This window comes from Streptomyces sp. NBC_00433 (genome assembly GCA_036015235.1).
In the GTDB taxonomy this organism is placed as follows: domain Bacteria; phylum Actinomycetota; class Actinomycetes; order Streptomycetales; family Streptomycetaceae; genus Actinacidiphila.
Map to the genome: position 1 here is coordinate 5,969,454 of CP107926.1, position 14,543 is coordinate 5,983,996.

10 protein-coding genes are annotated in these 14,543 nt (G+C 72.3%); 8 read left to right on the top strand and 2 right to left on the bottom strand.

Annotated elements, in window-relative coordinates; all coding sequences use genetic code 11:
• Positions 1-208: 208 nt before the first annotated feature.
• The 4 genes from OG900_25545 to OG900_25560 all read left to right on the top strand — a co-directional run bounded on the left by OG900_25545 (position 209) and on the right by OG900_25560 (position 3,955).
• On the top strand, positions 209-1,741 hold the full coding sequence (locus OG900_25545) for an NAD(P)/FAD-dependent oxidoreductase (GenBank protein WUH93145.1): 1,533 nt from the start codon (positions 209-211) through the stop codon (positions 1,739-1,741).
• The gene (locus tag OG900_25550; protein ID WUH93146.1) at positions 1,738-2,709 is read left to right on the top strand and encodes an alpha/beta hydrolase; all 972 of its coding nucleotides are present in this window, start codon (positions 1,738-1,740) and stop codon (positions 2,707-2,709) included. The genes OG900_25545 and OG900_25550 overlap by 4 nt, the downstream gene beginning before the upstream one ends.
• Positions 2,706-3,608, top strand: a complete 903-nt coding sequence (locus OG900_25555; protein WUH93147.1) for an SDR family oxidoreductase — start codon at positions 2,706-2,708, stop codon at positions 3,606-3,608. The genes OG900_25550 and OG900_25555 overlap by 4 nt, the downstream gene beginning before the upstream one ends.
• 119 nt (positions 3,609-3,727) lie before the next feature.
• Positions 3,728-3,955, top strand: coding sequence for a hypothetical protein (locus OG900_25560; protein WUH93148.1), 228 nt, complete (start codon positions 3,728-3,730; stop codon positions 3,953-3,955).
• 96 nt (positions 3,956-4,051) lie between these two features.
• Here OG900_25560 and OG900_25565 read toward each other — a convergent pair whose 3' ends face one another.
• Complete coding sequence (locus OG900_25565) at positions 4,052-4,756, bottom strand: endonuclease V (GenBank protein WUH93149.1); 705 nt, start codon at positions 4,754-4,756, stop codon at positions 4,052-4,054.
• A 57-nt stretch (positions 4,757-4,813) separates the two neighbouring features.
• Positions 4,814-8,533 carry a PDZ domain-containing protein gene (locus OG900_25570; protein WUH95921.1) on the bottom strand — a complete coding sequence of 1,240 codons (3,720 nt, stop codon included), beginning with the start codon at positions 8,531-8,533 and terminating at the stop codon, positions 4,814-4,816.
• A gap of 140 nt (positions 8,534-8,673) precedes the next feature.
• On the opposite strand from OG900_25570, the gene OG900_25575 reads away from it, so the two are divergent.
• The 4 genes from OG900_25575 to OG900_25590 all read left to right on the top strand — a co-directional run bounded on the left by OG900_25575 (position 8,674) and on the right by OG900_25590 (position 14,539).
• Positions 8,674-9,177 (top strand): GNAT family N-acetyltransferase, encoded by a 504-nt coding sequence (locus OG900_25575; GenBank protein ID WUH93150.1) that lies wholly within the window; start codon positions 8,674-8,676, stop codon positions 9,175-9,177.
• 131 nt (positions 9,178-9,308) lie between these two features.
• Positions 9,309-10,994, top strand: coding sequence for an FAD-binding dehydrogenase (locus tag OG900_25580; protein ID WUH93151.1), 1,686 nt, complete (start codon positions 9,309-9,311; stop codon positions 10,992-10,994).
• 350 nt (positions 10,995-11,344) lie between these two features.
• Positions 11,345-13,162: a glycoside hydrolase family 6 protein gene (locus OG900_25585; protein ID WUH95922.1), complete on the top strand. Its 1,818-nt coding sequence runs from the start codon at positions 11,345-11,347 to the stop codon at positions 13,160-13,162.
• Between the two features lie 201 nt (positions 13,163-13,363).
• Positions 13,364-14,539 carry a beta-lactamase family protein gene (locus OG900_25590; protein ID WUH93152.1) on the top strand — a complete coding sequence of 392 codons (1,176 nt, stop codon included), beginning with the start codon at positions 13,364-13,366 and terminating at the stop codon, positions 14,537-14,539.
• Positions 14,540-14,543: the final 4 nt, after the last annotated feature.

The window sequence follows — 14,543 nt, forward strand, 5'->3', positions numbered from 1 at the left end:
GCGCGTGCCTCGCATCGCCGGCCGGCGGGACCGGGCACGGACCGGGCGCGGTCCGGCCGGCGGGACCGGGCCGACCCCTACCGCAGGTAACCTGCCGTGCCCTACAGTCCCAACGGTGCCAGTGATTAATGGCAAGGTGTGCTGCGGTACGAGGGGGACCGGTCGCGGCCCCCGGCCGCGGACGGCCGGCGGAAGGAAAGGCGGTGCCATGGACGACGACAACCGCGAACACGTGCGGGTAGCGGTGATCGGGTCCGGATTCGGCGGTCTGGGAGCCGCCGTACGGCTGCGGCGCGAGGGGATCACCGACTTCGTGATCCTGGAGCGTGCCGATGCCGTCGGCGGCACCTGGCGCGACAACAGCTACCCGGGCTGCGCCTGCGACGTGCCCTCGCACCTCTACTCGTTCTCCTTCGCCCCCAACCCGGACTGGCCGCGCGCCTTCTCCGGGCAGCAGCACATCCGGGCGTATCTGGAGCGGGTCACGGACACCTTCGGGCTGCGTCCGCACGTGCGTTTCGGCGCGGAGGTGCTGCAGGCGCGCTGGGACGCCGCCACGCGCCGCTGGGAGGTGACCACGGCGGCCGGCGAGCTGACCGCGGACGTCCTGGTGTCGGCGACCGGCCCGCTGTCCGATCCGAAGATCCCCGACATCCCCGGTATCCAGGACTTCCCCGGGCGGGTCTTCCACTCCTCGCGCTGGGACCACGACTACGACCTCAAGGGCAAGCGCGTCGCCATGGTCGGCACCGGGGCGTCGGCGATCCAGATCGTGCCGTCCATCCAGCCCGAGGTCGGCAGCCTGACCGTCATCCAGCGCACCCCGCCGTGGGTGATGCCGCGCGTCGACCGCGCGGTCAGCGGTGCGGAACGCTGGCTGCACGGCAATGTGCCGAGCACCGCCAAGGCCAGGCGCGGGCTGCTGTGGCTGATCAGGGAATTCCAGGTCGGCGCCTTCGTCAAGCGGCCCCGGTTGATGAAGGCCGCGGAGCGCATCGCCCGCAGCCATCTGCGGCGGTCGGTCAAGGACCCCGCACTGCGCGCCCGGCTCACCCCGGACTACACGATCGGCTGCAAGCGGATCCTGCTGTCCAACACCTACTATCCGGCGCTCGCGCAGCCCAACACGGAGGTCGTCACCGCCGCGCTCACCGAAGTGCGCGGTTCCTCGGTGGTCACCGCCGACGGAACCGAGCGCGAGGTCGACGCGATCATCTTCGGCACCGGCTTCCACGTCACCGACATGCCGATCGGCGACCGTGTCATCGGCGCCGACGGGCGCACCTTGGGCGACCACTGGAAGGAGGGGATGGCGGCGCTGCGGGGCTGCACGGTCGACGGCTTCCCGAACCTGCTGCTCATCATCGGCCCCAACACCGGCCTCGGTAACAGCTCGATGATCCTGATGATCGAATCATCGCTCAACTACGTCGCCGACTACATGCGCGCCCTGGAGCGCACCGGCGCCGCGGCGATGGACGCCAAACCCGCCGCAGTGGCCGCGTGGAACGCGGAGATGCAGCGCCGCGCCGCGCGCACGGTCTGGAACACCGGCGGATGCAAGAGCTGGTATCTGGACGCGAACGGGCGCAACACCACGGCCTGGCCGGGCACCACCGCGGAATTCCGCCGTGCGACCAGGCAGTTGAAAATCTCCGAATACGATCTGATCGCACCCGCCGCGGGTGACGATTCGCCGGTGGGCGACGATCGTACGATCCGGGCGGAGGCCGTGTCATGACGCTCCCTTACGAAGCGGTGGCCGCGCGACGCACCCTTCAGGTGGTGTCGGCCGACGGAACCCGTATCCATGTCGAGGAATTCGGCCGCGCCGACGGTCCGGCCGTCGTCCTGGCGCACGGCTGGACGTGCTCGATCCTCTTCTGGGCGCCGGTCGTACGGCTGCTCTCGTCCGACTTCCGGGTGATCGCCTACGACCAGCGCGGTCACGGCCGCAGCGCGGCGCCGCTCACCCGCACGGGTTACGGCACCGGCGTACTGGCCGATGACCTGGAAGCCGTACTGGAAGCGGTGCTGCCCGCGGGCGAACGGGCGGTGCTGGCCGGGCACTCCATGGGCGGTATGACGATCATGGCGGCGTCCGGGCGGGCCGCCGTCACCAGCCGTACGGCCGCGGTGCTGCTGGCGAGCACCGGCAGCGGTCGGCTGCTCGGTACGACCGAGGTGCTGCCGCCGCGGTTCTCGCCCCGTTGGTTGCGGCGGTTCTTCCACCGGCAGTTGCTGACCTCCCGGCTGCCGCTCGGGCCGATCACCCCGATGTCGCGCGGGGCGTTCGCCTACGGCGTCCTGGGGGCCGCTCCGACCAGGGAGCAGGCGGCCTTCACCGCGCGGATCGTGCACGCCTGCAAGACCAGGCAGCGGGCCGCGTGGGGGCGGGTGCTGTCCGTTCTCGACCTGGACGTGGAGATCGCCGCGCTGGACGCGCCCACCGCCGTGCTGGTGGGCACCCACGACAAGCTCACGCCGAAAGCGCACGCCCGCGGCATGGCGAAGGCGCTGCCGCGCTGCGTCGGCCTGACCGAACTGCCCGGGCTCGGCCACATGACGCCGATCGAGGCCCCGGACGCCGTCGCGTCCGCCATACGTGAGCTGGCCGCCGCCCACGCGGCGCCGTCTTCCGAGGCTGACGCGGATGTCGACACCGTCACCGGACAGGGTGACCCCGTAGTCGAGGAGAAGAGCGCATGAGCCGATCATCGGTGCGGGGTCAGGTCGTCGTGGTGACCGGTGCCGCCCGCGGGGTGGGTGAGCTGCTGGCCCGCAAACTCGCCGCGCGCGGCGCCCGGCTGGCGCTGGTCGGGCTGGAGCCGGACGAACTCAAGCAGGTCACCGCGTCTTTGGGCGGCGACGCCGCCTGCTGGACCGCGGACGTCACCGACCGGGCCGCCATGGCCCGGGTCGCCGGTGAAGTGGCCGCGCACTTCGGCCGGATCGACGTCGTCGTGGCCAACGCCGGTGTGGCGACGGGCGGTCCGTTCCTCGAATCCGACCCCGACGCCTTCGACCGCGTCATCCAGGTCAACCTGCTGGGCAGTATCGCCACCGCCCGCGCCTTCCTGCCCGCGCTGCTCGAATCCCGCGGCTATCTGCTGCAGATCGCCTCGCTCGCCGCGATCACGCCCGCGCCCATGATGGCGGCCTACTGCGCGAGCAAGTCGGGCGTGGAGGCCTTCGCGCACAGCCTGCGCGCGGAAGTCGGCCACCACGGCGTCGCAGTGGGCGTCGGATATCTCAGCTGGACCGACACCGACATGGTACGCGGCGCCGACGAGGACGACGTGCTGCGGGAGTTGCGCGCACGGCTCCCGTGGCCGGCCAACTGCACCTATCCGCTGGAGCCGGCGGTGGAGCGCATCGCCGCGGGTATCGCGCGCCGTTCGCCGCATGTCTATGCGCAGTGGTGGCTGCGCGGCATGCAGTCGGTACGGGGCGCGCTGCCGTCGGTCGTCGGCGGGGCCCTCGGGCGGCGCGAAATGCGGCGGGCGGCGCCCGCGCTGGCCCGCAACGCGGGAACGCACCGGGGTCTTGTCGGGCGGGGAGGATCCGCTGACGAGTCGGCCCGCGCCGCCGGCCATCACGTTCCGTAACAGCAAAGTGCCCCTGACCTGGGGCGATTGGCAGTTGATTGCCCCAGGATGCGCTGGTTGTTCCCCCATGTAAGTCTGGTCGAGGCCGCATCCCCACACACACTCCAGGAGGAGTAATCATGGGCGGTATGGACGACATCAGGAACAAGGCGAGCGAGTACGCCGACAAGGCCAAGACGGCCCGCCGTCAGGGCTCTGAGCAGGCCGACGAGGGCATGCAGCGCGCGGGGCGGGAAGCCTCCGAGCGCTCCGGCGGCCGTCTCGACGAGCCGGCCCAGCCCGGCCAGGAGCGGGCTCGTCGCATGGGCGAGGACTCGAACGACGAGCCCCAGGACGACTGGAGCTGACGTCGCGCCTTGAGATATTCGCGCGAATACCGTGACACAGGGAAGGGGCGCCCCTCGGGGCGCCCCTTCTCCGCTGCCAGGACCGGCCCGTGACGCCTAGAGCGCGATCGTGCGCAGGCGTTCTCGGCTGAGGTGATCGGCCCTGCGGGTGGTTTCCGGAAGCCGGTATCGGGGCGCGAGCCGGAGGGTATGGGCGCAGGCGTGGTCCAGGCCGATCGCATGGCCCACCGAGACGAACACCGGTTTGACGCCCGGCTGCGTCCGCAGCGCCCGGCCGACGACCTCACCGTCGTCCGACGTCAACGCGGCCCCGGCGCCGCGCTCTTCGCCGACCTCCTGGTGGCCGAAGACGAACGGGGTCTTCGCGACGCCGAAGCACGGAAGTCCGGTCAGCACCCCCATATGCACCGCCAGGCCGGCCCGGCGGGGATGTGCGACGCCGTAGCCGTCGCACACCAGGAGATCCGGTCTGCACGTCAGCTTCTCCAGCGCCGCCATGACCGGGGGCAGTTCACGGAACGCCAGCAGTCCCGGTACGTACGGGAAGGTCACCGTCCCCTCCACCAGGGCGACCTCGACGGTCTCCAGCGTCGTCGCGTCCAGCACCACGGCCGCCGCCACGAGGGCGTCGCCCCGCGTGGCATAGGAGACGTCCACGCCCGCAACCAGCCGTACATTGCCGGGCGCAGGGCCCGGCGACGTCAGATCCGCAAGGCCGCGCATCCGCTCCTGCTCGGCCAGGGCCTCGTCCACCGACCGCGGCCAGGCCGCCCGCGCACCGCCGCTGCTGTGAGTGTCCATTGCCGGGAGGCTGCCACGTTCGCGGTCCGGCCGGCCGGCCGGGGCGCCGGAGGGGCCTCAGCGCGGCGTCGCGGGCGGGCGCGGGGGGAGCGGCGGGCGGGCGCGGTCGGGGCGGGTGGAGAGGTCGGGAGGGGTGGCCGCGGGGTGCTGGGAGAGCAGCGCCAGGGCGGTGCGTACGGCGACGTCGAGTTGGCCGTGGCGGCCCTCCGCCCAGTCCAGGGGCGTACGGAGGCACTCGATGTCGGGTGCGACGCCCTGGTTCTCCACCGACCAGCCGTAGGCGTCGAACCAGGCGGCGTTCATCGGCACGGTGATCACGGTGCCGTCGCCCAGGCGGTGCCGGCCGGTCATGCCGACCACGCCGCCCCAGGTGCGCAGGCCCACCACCGGGCCGAGGCCGAGGAGTTTGAACGCCGCGGTGATCATGTCGCCGTCGGAGGAGGTCGCTTCGTCGGCGATGGCGACGACCGGGCCGCGCGGTGCGTTGCCGGCGTACGAGACGGGTTGGGCATTGCGGGTGAGGTCCCAGCCCAGGACGGTGCGGGTGAGCTTCTCGATGACCAGTTCGCTGATGTTGCCGCCCGCATTGCCGCGGACGTCCACCAGCAGGGCGTCGTAGGCGACTTCCTTGCGCAGGTCGCGGTTGAACTGCGCCCAGCCCGAGCCGCCCAGGTCCGGGATGTGCAGATAACCGCACCGGCCGCCGCTGAGCCGGCGTACGACCTTGCGGCGTTTGGCGACCCAGTGCTGGTAGCGCAGCGGGCGGTCGTCGATGAGCGGGACGATCGCCACACGGCGGGGTGCGCCGCGGCCGCCCGGCGGGCGGAAGGTCAGCTCCACGGTGGTGCCGCCGGCGCCCGCGAGCAGCGGGAAGGGGCCCGCGTGCGGGTCCACCGGGCGGCCGTCGACGTGGGTGAGGACGGCGCCCTCGCGGATGCCGGTGCCCGCCAGCGGGGAGCGGGCCTTGGAGTCCGACGACTCGCCCGGCAGGATGCGGATCACCGTCCAGGTGCCGTCCTTGTTGTGCTGGAAGTCGGCGCCGAGCAGGCCGATGGGGCGCTGGTAGTGCGGCGGGCCCTCGTTGCGGCGGGCGGCGGCGACATAGGCGTGGGAAGTGCCCAGCTCGCCCAGCACCTCGCGGAGCAGGTCGGCGAACTCGTCGGGCGTGGCGACCCGGTCCACCAGCGGGTGGTACTGGTCGAGGACGGCCGGCCAGTCCACGCCGCACATGTCCGGCGCCCAGAAGTAGTCGCGGATCAGGCGGCCCGCCTCGGCATAGGACTGCTGCCATTCGGCACCGGGATCGACCTCGTGCAGGATGCGGCGCATGTCGACATAGACGGTGGTGTCGTCGTCGCCGCGTTCGTTGGCGGGCAGTACCGCGAGTTCGGCTTCGTCATATACCGCGAGGCGGCGGCCGTCGCCGCTGACGGCGTACCAGTCCATGTGGTGGACCAGTTCGGTCTTCTTGGACTTGGCCAGGTTGAAGAACTCCAGGCTCGGGCGGGAGGAGGGGTCGGTGGGGTTGACGAACGTCTCGCCCAGGGCGCCGGAGATCGGCCAGCGCATCCAGACCAGGCCGCCCTGCACCGGTTCGAGCGACGAGTACTTCGACGCGGGTACGGGGAAGGGCGTCACCCGGCTGGGCAGGCCCTCCGCCTCGACGACGACCGGGCCGTCGCTGTCGCCGCCGCTCTCGCCCGGGTCCAGGCCGCTGCCGCTGGCGCTGCCGACCGGGCCGCCGTCGACGGGCAGGGCGAAGGGCGACGGTGTGGCCGAGTTGAGCGGCACGAGATACGGGCGGCAGCCGAGCGGGAACGACAGGTCGCCGGTATGGACGTCGTACACCGGGTCGAAACCGCGCCAGGACAGGAACGCCAGATAGCGGCCGTCGCGGGTGAAGACCGGCTGCTCGTCCTCGAAGCGGCCGTTGGTGACGTCGATGATCGTGTGGTCGGACAGTCGGGCGATCTTGACCGAGCGCAGGGAGCGGCCGACGCCGGGGTGGGACCAGGTCAGCCACGCAGAGTCGGGGGAGAAGGCGAGGTCGCGGACCGGGCCGTTGGTGGAGCGGACCAGTTCCTTCACCGTGCCGGGTGGGTTCCGGTCGTCGACGTCGACGTCCGCCGTGGCGGAGTCGGTGTCGTCGTAGCGGGTCGCGCCGCCGTCGGAGCTGGTGTCGGTGGCCACTCCGGTGGTGACCAGCAGCAGGCCGCCGTCGTTCGAGGCGACCGCCAGGGTGCCGCCGTCGGGTGACGACACCAGTTCCAGCACGCGGCCGAGGCGGCCCACGGCCAGACGGGTGACCGCGTCGGAGGTGTCGCCGGGCGGCGGGCCGCTGTCGTTGCCGCCGGCCGCGTCGAGGCTGATGGCGCCGTCGACGTAGGCCACCCGGGTGGAGCCGGTTCTGACCGTGTGATCATCGCCCGGCGCAATACGATGATCGCCCGCTTTCGTACGATCGTCGCCCGCCGGAATACGATCATCGCCCCCCGCCGTACGCGACTGCGCGCCGCCCACCGGCACCGTGTCCGGCGCCGCGTCCGCCGGGGTGTCGGACGGCTCGGCGATGTCCAGGGCGGCTTCCACGGCGACAGCGGTTTCGGCCGCCTCGGCGGCCGTCTCGGGGCCGCGGCTCAGGGCGCGGGAGGCGCGGCCGGGGAGGGGCGCCAGCTCGATGCCGTCCTCGCCCCCGGCGTCGGTGACGTAGCCGACCAGGCCGGTGTCGCCCAGCATCGCGGGCAGCCGCACGCGGGCGCCCGCGGCGTCGGCGATGGTGCGGGCCGGCCCGTCGCGGTGGGTGAGCCAGTACAGGCTGCCGCGTACGCACACGGCGCTGGCGCGGCCGCTCGGGTGGATGGCCAGGCCGTCGACGTTGGAGGCGGCCGGCACCTGGTACGGGCGGCGGCCGCTGCGGGCGCCGCCCAGGCGCATGTCGAGGCGGCGCGGGACGGCGTCGGGCGAGGCCAGGTCCTCGGCCAGCCACAGGTCGCCCGCGCACTGGTAGACGACCCGCTCGCCGTCGGTGGCGGCATTGCGGGCGTAGAAGTCGGCGTGGTCGGTGTGGCGGCGCAGGCCGGTGCCGTCGGGGAGGCAGGAGTAGAGGTTGCCGACGCCCTCGTGGTCGGACAGGAAGGCGATCCGGCCGGCCACGAACATCGGCGACGCGAGGTGCCCGTCGATGTCCGGCACCAGGCGCTCGCCGTGCAGCCACAGCCGCCCGGTCGCGCCGCCGCGGTAGCGCTTCCACGCGTGCGGTTCGTGCGGCGGCGTGCCCGTCAGCAGCAGGGTGCGGCGCTCGCCGCCGGCTTCGCCGGAATCGTCGTCGTCGCGCACGGCGATGTCCGACACCGGCCCCCAGGGCAGCGGTCCGCCCGGGCCGCATTCGACCGGCACGCTGTGCGCCCAGGTGTAGTACGAGAACGGCTGCCCGTAGGAGGAGACCGCCAGGACGTGGCCGTCGGGAGTCCATGAGCACACCCGGGTGTCGGCGCCGCCCCAGTACGTCAGCCGGCGTGCGGTGCCGCCGTCGGACGGCACCAGGTACACCTCGGGGTCCAGGCTCCGCCAGGTCGTGAAGGCGATCGTCGCACCGTCGGGCGACAGCCGCGGCGGCCCGACCCGCGTACGGTCGGCCGTCACCCGCCACGCGCGCCCGGGCGAGCCGCCTGGCGGCCCCAGCGGAGCCACCCAGATGTCGTCCTCCGCCGCGAAGCAGAGCATGCCGCCGTGCAGGTGCGGAAACCGTAGGTACGCGCCGTCGCTCACCCCACCCATGTTTCGGGGCGCCCGCACCGCCAGCAACTTTTCACTCACGTGCGCCCCCGAAGTGCCTCAGCGCACCCCGCCGGCCGCCGGGGCGTACGGTCCCGTGGAGGCCCGGGCGATCGGCGGCGGGCCCGTGTCCGGGAGGCGGGGTGCGGGGAGTGGAAGCTGAGGTCATCGCGACGCGGCGGCTGACGCTGCTGCCGTTGGCGGCGCAATATGCCGAGGAAATGGCCGAGGTGCTGGGCGACTGGGACCTGCACGCCTTCATCGGCGGCATGCCGATGACCGCGGAGGAATTGCGGGCGCGGTACGAGCGGCTGGTCGCGGGGCCGGGGGACGCCGGGGTGTCGTGGTGCAACTGGGTGGTGCGGCTGCGTTCCGCGGACTGTCTGACCGGGACGGTGCAGGCGACGGTCACCGGTGGCCAGGCGGAGATCGCGTGGGTGGTGGGCATCCCGTGGCAAGGGCGGGGGATCGCGATCGAGGCCGCGCGCGGGCTGGTCGGGTGGCTCGGCGGGCAGGGGGTGACGACGGTGGTCGCGCACGTCCACCCCGACCATCGGGCGTCCGCCGCGGTGGCCGCGGCGGCGGGGCTCACCGCCACGGACGAATGGCACGACGGTGAGATGAGATGGCAGCTGATCGTCGGATGAGTCGGGAATGTGCCGGCTGCGGCAGCCCCGGAGCAGGGTGCGGGGGCGCTGACCTGGCGGGGGTGGCTCGCGTAACGTGCATTACCACCGAGTAGGTCGTGGCAGTGGGCGCGGGAGCAGGAGGCGGGCGGATGGCACTGGACGCGGACGTCGTCGTGGTGGGTGCGGGTCTCGCGGGGCTGGTGGCCACCGCCGAGCTGGCGGATGCCGGGCGGAAGGTGATCCTGGTGGACCAGGAGCCGGAGGCATCGCTCGGGGGGCAGGCCTTCTGGTCGTTCGGCGGGCTGTTCTTCGTGGACTCGCCCGAGCAGCGCCGGATGCGCATCAAGGACACCACCGAGCTGGCGCTCCAGGACTGGCTGGGAACAGCCGGTTTCGACCGGCCCGAGGACCACTGGCCGCGGCGATGGGCACAGGCTTACGTCGACTTCGCCTCCGGCGAGAAGCGCGCATGGCTGCGCGAGCGGGGGCTGCGGCTCTTCCCGGTGGTCGGCTGGGCCGAGCGCGGCGGTTTCCTGGCGACCGGTCCCGGCAATTCGGTGCCGCGTTTCCACATCACGTGGGGTACGGGTCCCGGGGTGGTCGAGCCGTTCGAGCGGCGGGTGCGGGAGGCGGTCGCCCGGGGGCGCGTCGAACTGCGCTTCCGGCACCGGGTGACCGGGCTGAGCGCGACCGGCGGCGCCGTCGACGGTGTGACCGGTGAGGTGCTGGTGGCCAGCGACGCGGAGCGCGGGACGGCCAGTTCGCGGGAGGTCGCGGGTGGATTCGCGCTCAAGGCGCAGGCCGTCATCGTCACCAGCGGCGGTATCGGCGGCAATCACGACCTGGTGCGCGCGGCCTGGCCGGAGCGGCTCGGCATACCCCCGAAGAAGCTGCTGTCCGGTGTGCCCGCGCATGTCGACGGGCTGATGCTCGGTGTCGCGGAGTCGGCGGGCGCCTCGGCTGTCAACGGCGACCGTATGTGGCACTACACCGAGGGCATCGAGAACTGGAACCCGATCTGGGCCAGGCACGGAATCCGCATTCTGCCCGGCCCCTCGTCGCTGTGGCTCGACGCGACCGGAAAACGGCTGCCCGTACCCTATTTTCCCGGCTTCGACACGCTTGGCACACTAGAACACATCATGCGCACCGGGCACGAATACACGTGGTTCGTCCTCACGCAGAAGATCATCGAGAAGGAGTTCGCCCTTTCGGGCTCCGAGCAGAATCCCGACCTCACCGGGCGCAGTGTGCGGGAGGTTCTCAAACGCGCGCTGCCAGGGGCTCCCGGGCCGGTCGAGGCCTTCAAGCGCAACGGGGTCGACTTCGTCGTGGAGAGCGAACTCGGCGCACTTGTGCGGGGCATGAACGCGCTTACCGGGGAGGGCCTGGTCGACGAGGGCGCGCTGCGGCGCGAAATCGAGGCGAGGGACCGGGAGATCGCGAATACGTACACCAAGGATCTGCAGGTCACCGCGATTCGCGGGGCGCGGAACTATATCGGGGACAAGCTCATCCGTACGGCGTCGCCGCATCGGCTGCTCGATCCGAAGGCCGGGCCGCTCATCGCCGTGCGGCTGAACATTCTGACGCGGAAGTCATTGGGCGGCCTGGAGACGGACCTCGAAGGGCGGGTGCTCGCGCCTCCCGAGGCCGGCCCGGGATCGGGCGCCGGGCGCGGTGAGCCGCTGGGCGGGCTTTACGCGGCCGGGGAGGCGGCCGGCTTCGGCGGCGGCGGGATGCACGGCTACCGCTCGCTGGAGGGGACCTTCCTCGGCGGGTGCATATTCTCCGGGCGGCAGGCGGGGAGGGCCGCGGCGGCAGCCACCGCATAGCCGTGCGCCCGCGGGCGGCGGCGACCGGTCGGACGCCGCCCGCCGCTTCGGGGCGCGAAGCCGGGCGCGGTGGCGGCGGGCGGGGGCGTCGGATGGAGCGGGGCGCCAGTCCGCCGCGGACGGGCGTGACCTGCGGGGACGGTGGGGACCGGGGGTAACCCGGCCTGGCCCGGAGTGCCTTGTCGTGTTTCAAGCATTGACAGGAGCAGGAGGGCTCCGCACTATGGGAGCGCTCCCACGTTAAGAGCGTGTAACCGAACACTGAATCACCGCACCACCTCCCATGACCTCTCGAAGCCGATTCGAAGGCCCATCCCCCCAATGGAGGTTGTTCGCACATGGCAGTCCCGATAGTCCGACGCAGAACCGCGGCACTGGCCGCAGGCCTGATGGTCGTCGCGTCCGGCGGTGTGGCCGCTGCTCTCAGCACCACGTCCGCCTCTGCGGCCACCGCCGGGTGCTCGGTCACCTACAGCGTGAGCCAGTGGGACACCGGCTTCACCACACAGGTGACGTTCACCAACACCGGTGCGGCCCTGACCAGCTGGAAACTCGGCTGGAGCTTCGCCGGCAACCAGCAGATCACCCAGGCGTGGAACGCCACCGTCACCCAGAGCGGCAAGGCCGTCACCGCGGCCAACATGTCCTACAACGGTACGGTGGCGACCGGCGGGACGGCGACCTTCGGCTTCAACGGGTCGTACAGCGGCACCAACACCTCGCCGACGGCGTTCACTCTGAACGGTGTGGCATGTGGCGGTGGCAGCACGACCGGTGGCAGCACCACTGGCGGTAGCACGACCGGCGGCACCACCACGGGTGGCACCACGACCGGCGGCACCACGACCGGCGGCACCACGACCGGCGGCAGCACCACCGGAGGTAGCACGACCGGTGGCACCACCCCGCCGCCCGGCCAGAAGGTCGACAACCCGTACGTCGGGGCCAAGGGCTACGTCAACCCCGAGTGGTCCGCGCTCGCCGCCGGTGACGGCGGCCAGTCGATCTCCAAGCAGTCGACCGCGGTCTGGCTCGACCGGATCGCCGCGATCAACGGGGTGAACGGCGGGATGGGCCTCAAGGCCCACCTGGACGCGGCAGTGCAGCAGGCCGCGGGTCAGCCGCTGACCATCGAGCTGGTCATCTACGACCTGCCGGGCCGCGACTGCTCGGCGCTGGCCTCCAACGGCGAGCTGGGCCCGACGGACATCGGCCGCTACCAGAGCGAGTACATCGACCCGATCACCGCCCTTGAGGGCAGCTCCGCCTACTCGGGCCTGCGGATCGTCAACATCATCGAGCCCGACTCGCTGCCGAACCTGGTCACCAACGCGGGCGGCACGGACGGTTCGACTGCCGCGTGCGCGACGATGAAGGCCAACGGCAACTACGAGAAGGGCGTCAGCTACGCACTCGCGAAGCTGGGCGCGCTCGGCAACACGTACAACTACCTCGACGCCGGCCACCACGCCTGGCTCGGCTGGGACAGCAACCTCGGCCCCTCCGCGCAGGAGTTCTACAAGGTCGCCACGAGCAACGGCGCCAGCGTGGCCGACGTGCAGGGCTTCATCGTCAACACGGCGAACTACAGCGCCACCGTCGAGCCCAACTTCAAGGTGACCGACAACGTCAACGGCACGACGGTGCGGCAGTCGAAGTGGGTCGACTGGAACAACTACGTGGACGAGCAGTCCTACGCGGTCGGCCTGCGCAACCAGCTGGTCTCCGACGGGTTCTCGTCCAGCATCGGCATGCTGATCGACACCAGCCGCAACGGCTGGGGCGGCTCCTCGCGTCCCACCGGACCGGGCGCCACGACCAGCGTGGACACCTACGTGAACGGTGGCCGCATCGACCGCCGCATCCACGCGGGCAACTGGTGCAACCAGTCGGGTGCGGGCATCGGCGCACGGCCGACCGCCGCTCCCGCGTCGAGCATCGACGCCTACGTGTGGGTCAAGCCTCCGGGTGAGTCCGATGGTGCGAGCCAGGCCGTCAGCAACGACGAGGGCAAGGGCTTCGACCAGATGTGCGACCCGACATACGGCGGCAACGCACGGAACGGCAACAACCCGACAGGCGCCCTGGCCAACGCGCCGCTGGCGGGCCACTGGTTCTCGGCCCAGTTCCACCAGCTGATCGCCAACGCATACCCGCCGCTTTCGTAAGCACCTGAACAGCGGATCCCCCCACCGGGCCCGTTCGGGGCCGCGCCTGGGTCACCTCGACCCGGACCGCGGTCCCGTGACGGGCCCGCGGCATGTCCCGGGACCGTCCAGGACCCCGCCCCGCCCGGTTGTCGGACCCCTCGTGCACCATTGAGGTGGAAAGGTCGCGGCGGTCGGGGCGAAGGGAAGGGGGGCGGGTTCATGGACGTCACCGAGGTGTACGGAGCGGTGGAGCCGGGGTACGAGCCGGTCCGCGCCGCCTTCGCGGGGAATTTCGCGCGGCGCGGGGACAGGGGCGCGGCCGTCGCGGTCTACCGGGACGGGCGGAAGGTCGTCGACCTGTGGGGCGGCACGGCGGCGCCGGACGGGGGCGTGCCCTGGCGGGAGGACACCGCGCAGACCGTGCGGTCCGCGACGAAGGGCGTGGCCGCGGCCTGCCTGCTGCTGCTCCACCAGCGCGGGCAGCTGGACCTGGACGCGCCCGTCGGGGCGTACTGGCCGGAGTTCAAGGCCCGCGGCAAGGAGCGGGTGACGGTACGGGACGTGCTCGCGCACCGGGCCGGGGTGCCCGCGCTGGACGTGCCGCTCACCCCCGGGCAGGCGCTGGACGGGACGTCGGGGCCGCGGGCGGTGGCCGCGCAGCAGCCGCTCTTCCCGCCGGGCGCGGAGCACGGCTACCACGCGCAGACCTTCAGCTGGCTGGCCGGCGAGCTGGTGCTGCGCGCCTCGGGGCGGTCGGTCGGCCGCTTCGTGGCCGAGGAGATCACCCGGCCGCTGGGCCTGGACCTGTGGATAGGCCTGCCGGCCGAGCGGACGGGCCAGGTCGGCAGGATCGCCGACATCGAGGTGCCCGAGCCCGCGGTGTCCGGCGGGCTGCGCACCCGGGCCAAGCAGTCCGTCCACGACGCCTACGCGGACCCGGACTCGCTCACCCGGCGTGCCTTCGCCGCGATCACCCCGCTGCCCGACGAGAACGACCCCGCCTATCAGGCCGGGGAGCTGGCGGCTTCCGGCGGCATCGCCACCGCCCGGTCGCTCGCGCGCTTCTACGCGTCGCTGGTCGGCGAGGTGGCGGACGGCCCGCGGCTGTTCGCGCCCGCGACGGTGACCGCGGCCAGGACCCCGGAGTCGGACGGGCCGGACCGGGTGCTGGTGGTCAACACCCGCTTCGGACTCGGCTACATGCTGCACGGCCCGGCGTCGCCGCTGCTGGCACCCGGGTCGTTCGGGCACCCGGGCCGCGGCGGCAGCCTGGCCTTCGCCGATCCCGGTACGGCCGTCGGCTTCGGCTACGTCACCAACGGCATGCAGCGCAACGTCACGGCGGATCCGCGCGCCCAGGCCCTGGTCAGGGCGCTCAGGGAGTGCATACGCTGACGCG

Excerpts from the sequence above, each read along its gene's own strand:
- OG900_25590 (WUH93152.1), top strand. The coding sequence starts at position 13,364 with ATGGACGTCACCGAGGTGTACGGAGCGGTGGAGCCGGGGTACGAGCCG.
- OG900_25550 (WUH93146.1), top strand. The coding sequence starts at position 1,738 with ATGACGCTCCCTTACGAAGCGGTGGCCGCGCGACGCACCCTTCAGGTG.
- OG900_25545 (WUH93145.1), top strand. The coding sequence starts at position 209 with ATGGACGACGACAACCGCGAACACGTGCGGGTAGCGGTGATCGGGTCC.
- OG900_25565 (WUH93149.1), bottom strand. The coding sequence starts at position 4,756 with ATGGACACTCACAGCAGCGGCGGTGCGCGGGCGGCCTGGCCGCGGTCG.
- OG900_25560 (WUH93148.1), top strand. The coding sequence starts at position 3,728 with ATGGGCGGTATGGACGACATCAGGAACAAGGCGAGCGAGTACGCCGAC.
- OG900_25570 (WUH95921.1), bottom strand. The coding sequence starts at position 8,533 with ATGGGTGGGGTGAGCGACGGCGCGTACCTACGGTTTCCGCACCTGCAC.
- OG900_25580 (WUH93151.1), top strand. The coding sequence starts at position 9,309 with ATGGCACTGGACGCGGACGTCGTCGTGGTGGGTGCGGGTCTCGCGGGG.
- OG900_25555 (WUH93147.1), top strand. The coding sequence starts at position 2,706 with ATGAGCCGATCATCGGTGCGGGGTCAGGTCGTCGTGGTGACCGGTGCC.